Consider the following 11,081-nt stretch of genomic DNA (forward strand, 5'->3'; position numbering starts at 1 on the left):
ATTCTAGCGTTGTGTATGGTTTTCGTGCTTGAGGGTTCTGCCAAGGAGTCGTGGGGCAAGAGTTTCAACGGTCAGGGTGCCGTTCAATACTGCCACGACAGCTTCACAGATAGGCATTTCAACGTGGTGTTGATGGGCAAGTTCGACGACGGCTGCAGCCGATTTGATGGATTCTGCAGTTTGCGTCATCACTTCATTGAGTTGTTCTGGTCGTACTCCCTCAGCCAGTAGTCGCCCGGCGGTGTGGTTTCGTGAGAGAGAAGAGGAACAGGTTGCGATGAGGTCGCCCATGCCGGCTAGTCCACTCAATGTTTGGGGGTCTGCGCCGAGTGCTACTGCTAAGCGGGTAGTCTCGGCAAGGCCACGGGTCATCACTGATGCTTTGGAGTTATCTCCGTAGTCTTTTCCTTCGCAGATTCCCACGCATAAGGCGATAATGTTTTTGACAATTCCGCCTATTTCTACACCAATAATATCGGTTCCTGTGTAGGGACGAAAATATGAGCAGTTACATAGTTCAGCCAGTAGCGCCGCGGTAGTTTCGTGGTGTGCGGCGATAACAGAAGCTGTTGGTTGTTCTGCAACAATTTCTCGGGCGAGGTTGGGGCCTGAGAGCACAGCTACGCGTTCGATGGCGTGAGGGTATCCAGCTTCTTCAAGAACTTGAACAATCACTTCGGACATTCTTAGCCCAGTGTTTTGTTCTAACCCTTTAGCAAGTGATATCAGAATCGCATGTGAGGGAATGTGTGTGATGAAGTTTTTGAGCTGTTCACGCAATGATTGTGCTGGTATTGCTAGCACAATGATGTCGGCGCCGGCTAAGGCTTCCAAGATGTTGGAGGTGTACTCTAAGTTCTCCGGCAATACGAGCTGTGGGAAGTATGCGGTGTTCATCCGTGTAGTACGGCATTGTTCCATACGTTCGGGGTTTCGGCCCCAGAGGATGGTTCGTATTCCGCTGTTCTTTTCACGTGCGGTGTCTGCGGTGATTTTAGCAAAAGCGGTGCCCCAGCTACCGGCACCAAGAACAGCAATTTTGCGGATGTTGTTGGTGTTTTGGGCTGTGGTAGCTGGGGCAACACTCATGGTTCTCCTAATGTTTTTCTCCGGGTAGTTCGCGCCGTCTGGTGATGGGGTTCCATCGCCCTTCAGGCTCTTTTTCGCCTCGTATGTCTTCTAATAGTGCGGTAATGGCTGAGACCATACGGTCTGTAGCGATAGTGAGGTCTTCCCTAGTGGGTGCCGCTGCGGGGCTGTTTCCTTGAAGGTCAGAGAAGTCGATAGGGTCACCAATTTTGACCTGCACTTTTTTACGAGGGAAAGGGCGGAACTTACCTGTTGGGGATAGAAATTCTTGGTCTCCCCAATGGGCGATGGGGTAAACCGGAACTCCTGTTGCGAAGGCGAGTCGTGCGGCGCCGGTTCGTGCTGCAATCATCCACCCTTGGGGGTCTTCGGAGAGAGTTCCTTCAGGGTAGATGACCACCGCTCCCCCAGATTCGAGCACATTTTGCGCGGTCTCTAATGATTTACGCGCGTCGATGGATCCTCGTGCCACGGGGATGTGAGCAAGTTTGCGAAGAATCCAGCCGATGACGGGTGCTCTAAAGAGTGATTCTTTTGCGAGGAATCTGGGTAAAGTTCCGGTGAGGAACACAGGGTAGGCAATCGTAATGGGGTCTACTTCTGAAAGGTGGTTAGAGACGACGAGGTATCCGCGGTCTCGTGGGAGTTTTTCAATTCCCTCAATTTTCAGTCCCATTAAGCAGTGGTAGAGCACTCGTGCACTGTGTCCTAGTACGCGATATAGTGCGTCACCAGAAGGAGTGGGTTTAAGTCCTGTCAATGCTTGCCGCGGCTGTGAACCTACCATTTTAGTCGATAACCTCAAATTTTGCGCCAAGAGCTGTGAGCTTATCACCAAAGTGTTCGTAACCGCGGGAGATAACAGATACTCCGGTGACGTTTGAGGTGCCTTCTGCAGCAAGTGCAGCAATAACATGAGAGAAGCCACCGCGGAGGTCTGGGACGTTGATGTCTGCGCCACGAAGTTTTGATTTTCCGGTGATGATTGCGGAGTGGCGGAAGTTCTTATTTCCGAAACGGCATTCGGTAGGTCCAAGGCAGTCGCGGTGAACTTGTACGGTTGCGCCCATCTTGATAAGTGCGTCGGTGAAGCCGAAACGGTTTTCGTAGACGGTTTCGTGAAGTACAGAGACGCCTTGTGCTTGGGTCATCGCAACGACGAGAGGCTGTTGCCAGTCTGTCATGAAGCCGGGGTGAACGTTGGTTTCGAGGAAGAGCGGGTTCAGCTCAGTACCGGGGTGGTAGAAGCGGATACCGTCGGTGCGGATGTCGAGGCCACCACCCATTTTGCGGAAGACGTTGAGGTAGGTGCTCATGTCTTTTTGGTGTGCGCCACGGACGAAGATGTCGCCACCGGTTGCAAGAGCGGCGGATGCCCATGATGCTGCTTCGTTGCGGTCTGGTAGTGCGTCGTGCGTGTAGCCTTCGAGACGGTCGGTGCCTTCGATGATGATTTGGCGGTCTGTTTCGACGGTGATGATCGCACCCATTTTTTGTAGGACGGCGATGAGGTCCATGATTTCTGGCTCAACGGCAGCGTTTTTAAGCTCGGTTTTACCTTGTGCGAGGACAGCGGTGAGCAGAACTTGCTCGGTGGTGCCTACAGAAGGGTAGTCGAGTTTGATGGTGTTACCTTTGAGACCGTCTTTAGGGGCTTTAATCGAAATGCCGTTTTCTTGCTTATCGATTTTTGCGCCAAAGTCTTGAAGTACTTTGAAGTGGAAGTCTACGGGGCGGTCGCCGATACGGCAGCCGCCAAGGTCTGGGATGAAGGCTTCGCCGAGGGTGTGTAGTAGTGGTCCGCAGAGCAGGATGGGGATGCGGGAGTCTCCTGCGTGCGCGTGGATGTCTGCGTTTTCGGCGCGGGAGACGTTGCTTGGGTCGAGTGTTAGTTCACCGGTTTCGCGGTTGTGTTCGACGGTGACGCCGTGTAGTTCTACGAGGTCGGTAACGACCTTGACGTCTTTGATTTCTGGAACATTGCGCAATAGAGAAGGTGAGCTGCCTAAGAGAGCAGCAACCATTGCTTTAGGTACGAGGTTTTTAGCTCCGCGTACTTTCACTTCACCTACTAGTGGGGTTCCACCTTCAATTCGCAGTGCGCTGATCATATGCTTCCAATCGTATAAGTAAGAACCGGATGTTCTTTATGTGCGAGCGATCCGGCATAGCTTGGTGCTGTGCCTATGTTTTTGGACTCTCGTGTGAAGAGTCGTCCACATAAAACTACAGTGAACTTTACTTAACAATAAGTCATGAGAGCCCTGTCTTTGTGTTTAGTTTGAGTGTTCAATATCAAAAAGCGGTTCTCATGACATTTTTTCACGGGTTTTTAGGGGTTTTGGGTGCTATTCGGTACACTGTGAACTTTATCAAGAGGGTAAAGGTTGTCCCCTTTTGTGTTGGCACAAAATGGTGTTACCAATTTTATTGGGTTTTAGGTAGCCATGCTGGACGGTTTTTTTCGTATTCGGTGATGGCGTCCTCGTGTTGGAGTGTGAGCCCGATATCGTCGAGTCCTTCCATGAGACGCCAACGGACGTAGTCGTCGATATGGAAAGGTACGGTCAGTGCCCCGCAAGTAATGGTTTTAGTTTCAAGGTCTACGGTAATTTCTGCACCGGGTTCGTTATCGAGGGTTTTCCAGATAAGTTCAACGTCGTCTTGACGTACTTGGGCGGCGACCAGTCCTTGTTTTCCGGAGTTTCCGCGGAAGATGTCGGCAAAGCGTGCGGAGATGACGACTTTGAACCCATAGTCTTTGAGTGCCCATACGGCGTGTTCGCGGGAGGATCCGGTGCCGAAGTCGGGGCCTGCAACTAGTACGCTGCCATTCTTGTAGGGTTCTTGGTTGAGGATGAAGTTTTCGTCTTTGCGCCAGTTAGCAAAAAGTGCGTCGTCGAATCCTGTTTTGGTGACGCGTTTGAGGTAGACGGCGGGGATGATTTGGTCGGTGTCTACGTTGGAGGCGTGTAGTGGTACTCCGATTCCGGTGTGTTTGATGATGGGTTCCATCGGTGTTGTGTTCCTTGTGTGTTGGGCCGCTTTTGTTGTGTGGTGTTGGGGTTAGAGGTCGCTGGGGCAGCTGAGTGTACCGCGGATGGCGGTGGCTGCTGCGACTAGTGGTGAGACGAGGTGGGTGCGTCCACCTTTGCCTTGGCGTCCTTCAAAGTTTCGGTTGGAAGTGGAGGCACAGCGCTCCCCTGGTGCGAGTTGGTCGGGGTTCATGCCGAGGCACATGGAGCATCCGGCAAAACGCCAGTCTGCACCGAAGTTTTGGAAGATTTTGTCGAGGCCTTCGGCTTCTGCTTGTGCACGTACTTTTTGGGAACCGGGGACGACCATCATACGTACACCGGGGGCAATTTTTTGTCCGTTGATAATTTCTGCTGCGGCACGTAAGTCTTCAATACGGGAGTTGGTGCAGGAGCCGAGGAAGACGACGTCTACGGGGATGTCTTTCATGGGGGTGCCTGCGGTGAGTCCCATATATTCGAGGGCCTTCGCTGCGGCTACTTTGTCGTTTTCTTCTGCGAAGTCTTCGGGGTGTGGCACGTTGTGTGATAGTGGTACGCCTTGTCCGGGGTTGGTTCCCCAGGTGACGAAGGGTTCTAGTTCGTCTGCGTTGATGAAGATTTCTCGGTCAAAAACGGCGCCTTCGTCGGTGGGTAGGGTTTTCCAATAGGCGAGCGCTTCTTCCCAGTTTTTTCCGGTGGGGGCGTGTTCGCGCCCTTTGACGTATTCGAAGGTGGTTTCGTCGGGGGCGACCATTCCGGCGCGTGCTCCGGCTTCGATGGACATGTTGCACATGGTCATGCGTCCTTCCATCGAGAGTGAGCGAATGGCGGAGCCGCGGTATTCGAGGACGTAGCCTTGTCCTCCGCCGGTGCCGATTTCGGCGATGACGGCGAGGATGATGTCTTTGGCGGTGACTCCTGGTTTGAGGGTGCCTTCGACGTTGATTGCCATGGTTTTAAAGGGTGCTAGTGGCAGTGTTTGTGTTGCCATGACGTGTTCGACTTCTGAGGTTCCGATGCCGAAGGCGAGTGCGCCGAATGCTCCGTGGGTGGAGGTGTGGGAGTCTCCGCAGACGATGGTCATTCCGGGCATGGTGAGTCCGAGTTGGGGGCCGACGACGTGGACGATGCCTTGTTCGATGTCTCCGAGTGAGTGGATGCGTACGCCGAATTCTTGGGCGTTTTTGCGGAGTGTTTCGATTTGGGTGCGTGAGGTGAGGTCGGCGATGGTGGTGAAGATGTTTTCGGTGGGTGTGTTGTGGTCTTCGGTGGCGATGGTGAGGTCGAGTCTCCGTAGGGGGCGTTGTTCGAGTCGTAGGCCTTCGAATGCTTGGGGTGAGGTGACTTCGTGGACGAGGTGGAGGTCGATGTAGAGTAGGTCTGGTTTTCCGTTGTCTCCGGTGACGACGGTGTGGGCTTGCCATACTTTTTCGGCGAGGGTGCGGGGTGTGTGTATGTGGGCGTCTGGGGTGCTTTCTTTCATGGTTTTTCCTTGTGCTGTGGTGATGTTGTTTATATTTTGTCGAGAAAGAGTGGAACTTTCCATAAAATGAACTTGCATATCACATATTGAGAATGTAATAATTTTACCTACACATGCATAAATATCTATCATGGTGCTGATTATGTAACCTCTACCTATGAAGCGCCTATCAAGCGTCCCCCACGCTACACACTTGGAGGAATCCATGACCAACGACAAACCAGAACTCAAAACATCCTCAGGGGTAGGAGTTCTCGACAAAGCAGCAGCCATCCTCAACCGACTCGAATCTGGCCCTGCATCCCTCTCCCAACTCGTTGAAGCAACCGCGCTCGCCCGCCCTACCGCACACCGCCTAGCAGTAGCACTCGTCCACCACCGACTCGTCTCACGAGACTCCCAAGGACGATTCGCCCTCGGCCCACGTATTGGCGAGCTCTCCTCCGCCTCCGGCGAAGACCGCCTCATCAGTGCCGCCGGCCCTATCCTCAACAACCTCAGAAACGTTACCGGCGAAAGTTCTCAAGTGTACCGCCGTCAAGGAGACTGGCGTGTATGCGTCGCCTCAGCAGAACGCCCCATCGGACTACGCGACACCATCCCCGTAGGAACACAACTTTCCATGAAGGCAGGCTCCGCCGCACAAATACTCACCGCATGGGAAGAGCACTCTCGACTTCTTGAAGGCCTACGCAACGCACGCTTTACAGCCACCATGTTAGCGGCAGTTCGCAGACGTGGCTGGGCACAATCCGTAGGAGAAAGAGAACGCGGCACAGCCTCAGTTTCGGCACCTGTACACGGACCAACCGGTAAAGTCATCGCCGCTATCTCTATCTCTGGCCCTATTGAACGTCTCACCCGTCAGCCGGGGCGACTCCACGCAGAAGTTGTCTGCCAAGCCGCAGCACAACTAACCGACGCGCTACGCAACGCCTCCTAAAAACACTACGAGACAAAAAACTACGGCACCCCCAAGGGTGTATCTTCCAAGAAACTTTCACACAGGAAAATACACACCAACAGGGGTGCCGTAGCGTTATCAAAAAATTTTTAGCACACCTCTACATATTCGAGGAGGTCTCAGGTTGTAGATTCAACTCATAGCCACGCACCTCATGGATACGGTAGCTAAGCCGCTCTAACTCTTCACGCGCTTCGCAAGGGGCCTCAAAGTTCAGCGAACGAATATGCGGAAGATACTTCCACGAATCTTCAATACCAGGTAGCAAGTCACTCATCTGTCCCTTGCTCATAAGACCTCTCGCAAACACATTCAAATGCGCGGTAAATTGTTCAAATCCTTGAGCACGATACCAAGAGTTCGCGGGAACATCGTCTTGAGTCCACGCTTGAATACGAAAAATACCGGCAGCACGTAAACGTTCACACGCAAACTCAAACATTTTCGTGGCAACACCCATCTGACGGTATTCTGGCAAAACACCAAGATGCCACATCACACCGCCACGCTCCCCCTCGGTGCTACACACTTGCCCAGCAACTTCTTCATACTCAATATCTAAAAATCCCACAACGTGTTCACCACGAGTAGCAACCACACAGACAGCAGGGTTTTCGTAGAGTTCACGGTAGCGGTGTACGTCGTCAAAATAACTGCAATCTAAAAAGGAGAGGAGACGACAACGCACCCAAGAAAGCTCATCACGCTCTTCATATAAGCGGATAGAAAGCTCCTTCGGTAACGTTATCTCTTGTTCAGGCACGACGGCTCCTCAATATTTTTTAGCGTTGCCCCTGCTCTAAAGATTCACAGAACAAGGCATGTCTGCTGACCTCCGAACGTACAGGATCAACAATGTACTCTTCAGAGACATGGGCAATGTTACCAGCAATCTGACGAGACACTTTTCGCGCATAGAACTTCTGTCCAATCCACGAGAAGAAACGCCCCAATAACCCAACACACAAACCCAAACCAACACCGGTCAACACCAATAATGTGGGGAGCGGGAACGGGAACCCTTCCACATAGGGTGGGGCTGGTAAGCGTAGCTGAAAATATCCGGCACACGCTAAAACGGTAAGCCACAGCAGACCAGCAACCGCACTAAAGAGCGCAAGCCACTGCACCATGTTCAGCAGATGCCACCACCACTGTTTTTTCTGAGCCTGATAGTCAGTAGTGGCAATACACCGTTCAAGCGCTTGAGGAAGTTCTTCTTGACGGGAGCGAGCCGCTTCACGAATACTATGACTCCACGGCTGCCCAACCCCTTCCGAGACACCATCTGCAAAACGGCGAATCCCCGAACTCATCACTGACTTTTGCGTCTCATTCATCGGTGGCAACGATGAACGGGTGAGCGTTTTCTCTTCACCAGCACGATGCAAGTTAAGTCGTTTGAGAGGGTCTGGTTTAAATTTGAGCATCCAACGGGTTGCAATCCAACCGGTATGTGCGCTTGCGTGCAGTCGATAAGATTTTTCAGCAACTTTCACAACAGCAGGTGCACCACTAGCCTCATAGAGCGCATGATCTAGCAGACGCACACCAGTGCCGGTCACACCGTCGGGGTATCCTCCACCGTCGTATTCACCAAGTTTTTGGTGGACGGCGTCGAGGTCTGCGTCAATACGTTCTAGAGCCGCTGATTTTTCGGCGGCAACTCGCCCAAGCGCCCCGCGCAACGATTCGATACCATAACCGGTTCGTGCCGAGACCGCCAAGGGTTTGCTCAAGAGTGAACGGCTCAGCCCATCTTCTGCAAGCAAACGTTCAAGAGAATCGAGAACAGCAGGTATTTCTTCAGCATGTAACTTATCGGACTGGTTCATCACAGCCATCATGACCGCGCCGTGTTCTGCCATGGGTGCAATGAACTCGTGGTGAATGACGGCGTCAGCATATTTTTGTGGATCAAAAACCCAAACGAGCACGTCCACGCACCCTGCCATACGTTCCACGATACGGCGGTTCGCTTTTTCCACGGAGTCAAAGTCTGGTAGGTCAAGGAGGATGAGCCCGCCAGAGCGTTTTTCGGTGGCACTTTTACCGATGGCAGAACGCACTTTATTCCACAGCCCGTGCGATAGCGGAATATCAGCTTGGTTGAGTGCTTGCACAGCGTGTTCTGGGTGGGCATCCATCACAACACGGTGTTCTACTTCTAGCCAGTTCAGTAGTTGTTCACTGCCTTCTTCACCCCAGATAGCTGCTTGCGCGGTGGAGGTGGTGGGTCGTCGTGCCGCACTACGGGCAATATCTTCACCAATGACGGCGTTGAAAAGGGATGACTTTCCCGAACCTGTTGCCCCAAAGAACCCAATGACGGTGTGTTCTGAGGAGAGTTCTCGGCGGCGTTTAGTGCGGTCGAGAACGTCTTGGGCGTAGGTGAGTGTTTCGGGGGCAACGCGTCCGGTGCCTTGTTCTACAGCATGGTTGAGTGCGTCAACTCTAGCGGAGAGTGTGGTCATGTGGTTTTCTCGTGTTGCGGGCATCGTTTAGCGTCCCCTTTTGAGTTGTTGAGCAACCTGCGCAACAGTGCGTGCGGCTTCTTGCACTTCGTTGGTGGGTGCTCCAAGGTGGTTCTCATCAATTTTTTGAATGAAGGTAGTGGCGTGTTCTGAGAAGATTTTTTGGATACGTAGTTCGAGGTTTTTACGTGCCCCTTGAGCCATACGTCGTACGGCGTCTTCTCCGAAGACTGCTTCAAGGAGTTTAGTGCCAACCACACCAGAACCGCCGGCAATACCGGCTTCAATTCCAGTCAGCCCGCCTGTCATAGAGAAGACAGCAACCATGAGAATAACGGCTGCGGCGTTGATTCCAAGGGAGAGGAATCGGGCGCGTTGTCGTTTGCCTGCGCCTTCTTCTGTCATCATTTTCATGATGTCTTGTTGCCATTGGCGGATTTCTTCGGCAACAGTTGCGGGGAGGTCTTCAGGGAGTTTTCCGAGGTCTTCTCCGGCAAGGAGTGCTCGCCCTGCGCGTTCTTCGTTCCAGCGGCGTTGCACGCTTTCTGCCGCTTGCGCACTCTGTTCTACGATCACTGAGTGCAAGCCAACTTCGAGTGCTTGTTCAACGACGATGGCTTGGCTGGGTTTTCCTCTGAAGAACCCTGAGACTCTATCGCGCAGTCGCCCGATACTGGTTTCGATGTTGCGGAAGAATTCTCCGGTACCAACGAAGTCTTGCCAGCGTGAGAGGACTTCTCCGCGTAGGAGCGCGCCGTCTTGTGTTGATTCGATAACGTTTTTGACGGCTTGAATATAGGAATCTTCAACGGCGTAGGTGAGTCGTTGAGCGGTGTCGTGTTGTTGTTCTTGGGCGTGTGCTAGGGCTTCGATACGGGTGGCGGCTGTTCGTATCGCTCCTTCGAGGGTTTGTTGTGCGATGCGGGTGCGTTCTTCGGAGTTTGCGCCGAGTTCGCTGAGCCAGTAAATCAGTGGGGTGATGCTCATGCGTGAGAGCATGCCCTGTTCGTCGCGCTCTTGTTCGTTGACGGTTAGTAGGTGTGCTGGGGTGATTCCGGCACGTTGTAGCATGTGGCGGAGGTCTTCCTCAATTTCTTGTTCTGCGCCTTCTGGTACACGGTTGAGCACGACGGCGATGGTGATGTCGCGTGCGGCGGCTTCGGTGAGTAGTTCCCAGGGTACGGCGTCGGCGTAGCGGTTTGCGGTGGTGACGAAGAGCCAGAGGTCTGCGGCGGAGAGCAGTTGTTTTGCGAGTCGGCGGTTGTCTTCGCTGACGGAGTCTACGTCGGGTGCGTCGATGAGGGCGATACCGGCGGGTATGTTCTGTGTTTGGACGGTGTAGATTTGGTCGGTGAGTGTTGGGTCTGCGCCGACGAGTTTTCCGTCGTGGGTTTGGATGCGTTCGAGGTGTGGCAGGATGCGTTCTGGGGTGAGTGCTGGGGCGTCTTCTTCGCGGTGGATGAGGACGGGTTGGCGTGTGGTGGGGCGTATTGCGCCGGAGCGTGTGATGGGCTGCCCGAGGAGGGTGTTAACTAGTGTTGATTTGCCGGCGCCTGTGGAGCCGCCTACGACGACGGTTAGTGGTGCGTCGAGTGTGGCGAGGCGTGGTAGTACGTAGTCGTCGAGTTGGGTGCGTGTTTTTTTCAGTAGTGCACGGTGTTCGTTGATTTCGGTGGTTTCTAGTGGCAGCGTGATGTTTTCGAGTGTGTCTCGTGCTCGGCGCATGGCGTCGAGTTCTGCTGTGATGTTTGGTGCGGTGCGAGGTGTTGTGTTTGTTTTTTCCACAGCTTTATCTTACCGGCTGTTGGGTGTTCTGCTGTGGTTCTTGGGTGGAGGTTTTTTGTTTGTTAAAACATATAAGAAAAACCCTCCAACCATAGGGTTGGAGGGTTTTAGTGTGTGACCCCAACCGGATTTGAACCGGTGTTGCCGCCGTGAGAGGGCGGAGTACTAGGCCGCTATACGATGGGGCCGTATGGTCTGTGACCTACCTGTGTAGTCTACTAGGTGTTTTGTGTTTGCTACAACTCAAACCCTCATGAACTACATCACAG

General features: G+C 53.2%; 9 protein-coding genes and 1 tRNA gene. 1 reads left to right on the forward strand and 9 read right to left on the reverse strand.

The genetic code is table 11. From position 1 onward, the window contains the following. Positions 1-3 precede the first annotated feature (3 nt). From ACN08Z_RS06300 to leuC, 5 genes are all read right to left on the reverse strand, one after another. Positions 4-1,089 (reverse strand): NAD(P)H-dependent glycerol-3-phosphate dehydrogenase, encoded by a 1,086-nt coding sequence (locus ACN08Z_RS06300; RefSeq protein WP_419103713.1) that lies wholly within the window; start codon positions 1,087-1,089, stop codon positions 4-6. Between the two features lie 7 nt (positions 1,090-1,096). After that, complete coding sequence (locus ACN08Z_RS06305) at positions 1,097-1,876, reverse strand: lysophospholipid acyltransferase family protein (RefSeq protein ID WP_419103714.1); 780 nt, start codon at positions 1,874-1,876, stop codon at positions 1,097-1,099. Between the two features lies 1 nt (position 1,877). Continuing rightward, complete coding sequence (murA, locus tag ACN08Z_RS06310) at positions 1,878-3,200, reverse strand: UDP-N-acetylglucosamine 1-carboxyvinyltransferase (protein ID WP_419103715.1); 1,323 nt, start codon at positions 3,198-3,200, stop codon at positions 1,878-1,880. A gap of 316 nt (positions 3,201-3,516) precedes the next feature. Beyond that, positions 3,517-4,104 carry a 3-isopropylmalate dehydratase small subunit gene (gene leuD, locus ACN08Z_RS06315; RefSeq protein ID WP_419103716.1) on the reverse strand — a complete coding sequence of 196 codons (588 nt, stop codon included), beginning with the start codon at positions 4,102-4,104 and terminating at the stop codon, positions 3,517-3,519. A gap of 51 nt (positions 4,105-4,155) precedes the next feature. Beyond that, positions 4,156-5,589 (reverse strand): 3-isopropylmalate dehydratase large subunit, encoded by a 1,434-nt coding sequence (gene leuC / locus ACN08Z_RS06320; protein ID WP_419103717.1) that lies wholly within the window; start codon positions 5,587-5,589, stop codon positions 4,156-4,158. Between the two features lie 205 nt (positions 5,590-5,794). Between leuC and ACN08Z_RS06325 the strand changes: the two genes are divergently transcribed. Next, complete coding sequence (locus ACN08Z_RS06325) at positions 5,795-6,532, forward strand: IclR family transcriptional regulator (RefSeq protein ID WP_419103718.1); 738 nt, start codon at positions 5,795-5,797, stop codon at positions 6,530-6,532. Between the two features lie 121 nt (positions 6,533-6,653). Here ACN08Z_RS06325 and ACN08Z_RS06330 read toward each other — a convergent pair whose 3' ends face one another. From ACN08Z_RS06330 to ACN08Z_RS06345, 4 genes are all read right to left on the reverse strand, one after another. Continuing rightward, the gene (locus ACN08Z_RS06330; protein WP_419103719.1) at positions 6,654-7,316 is read right to left on the reverse strand and encodes a GNAT family N-acetyltransferase; all 663 of its coding nucleotides are present in this window, start codon (positions 7,314-7,316) and stop codon (positions 6,654-6,656) included. A gap of 19 nt (positions 7,317-7,335) precedes the next feature. Next, positions 7,336-9,051, reverse strand: coding sequence for a dynamin family protein (locus ACN08Z_RS06335; protein ID WP_419103720.1), 1,716 nt, complete (start codon positions 9,049-9,051; stop codon positions 7,336-7,338). A gap of 3 nt (positions 9,052-9,054) precedes the next feature. Beyond that, on the reverse strand, positions 9,055-10,812 hold the full coding sequence (locus ACN08Z_RS06340; protein ID WP_419103721.1) for a dynamin family protein: 1,758 nt from the start codon (positions 10,810-10,812) through the stop codon (positions 9,055-9,057). Between the two features lie 115 nt (positions 10,813-10,927). Then, positions 10,928-11,000 (reverse strand) — tRNA-Glu (locus ACN08Z_RS06345). Between the last annotated feature and the right edge of the window lie 81 nt (positions 11,001-11,081).

This window comes from Rothia sp. P7181 (genome assembly GCF_048513015.1).
Lineage (GTDB): Bacteria > Actinomycetota > Actinomycetes > Actinomycetales > Micrococcaceae > Rothia.

Bases quoted from the DNA above. Each gene is read 5' to 3' on its own strand.
- murA (WP_419103715.1), bottom strand. From the start codon at position 3,200: ATGATCAGCGCACTGCGAATTGAAGGTGGAACCCCACTAGTAGGTGAA.
- ACN08Z_RS06325 (WP_419103718.1), top strand. From the start codon at position 5,795: ATGACCAACGACAAACCAGAACTCAAAACATCCTCAGGGGTAGGAGTT.
- ACN08Z_RS06335 (WP_419103720.1), bottom strand. From the start codon at position 9,051: ATGCCCGCAACACGAGAAAACCACATGACCACACTCTCCGCTAGAGTT.
- ACN08Z_RS06300 (WP_419103713.1), bottom strand. From the start codon at position 1,089: ATGAGTGTTGCCCCAGCTACCACAGCCCAAAACACCAACAACATCCGC.
- leuC (WP_419103717.1), bottom strand. From the start codon at position 5,589: ATGAAAGAAAGCACCCCAGACGCCCACATACACACACCCCGCACCCTC.
- ACN08Z_RS06305 (WP_419103714.1), bottom strand. From the start codon at position 1,876: ATGGTAGGTTCACAGCCGCGGCAAGCATTGACAGGACTTAAACCCACT.
- leuD (WP_419103716.1), bottom strand. From the start codon at position 4,104: ATGGAACCCATCATCAAACACACCGGAATCGGAGTACCACTACACGCC.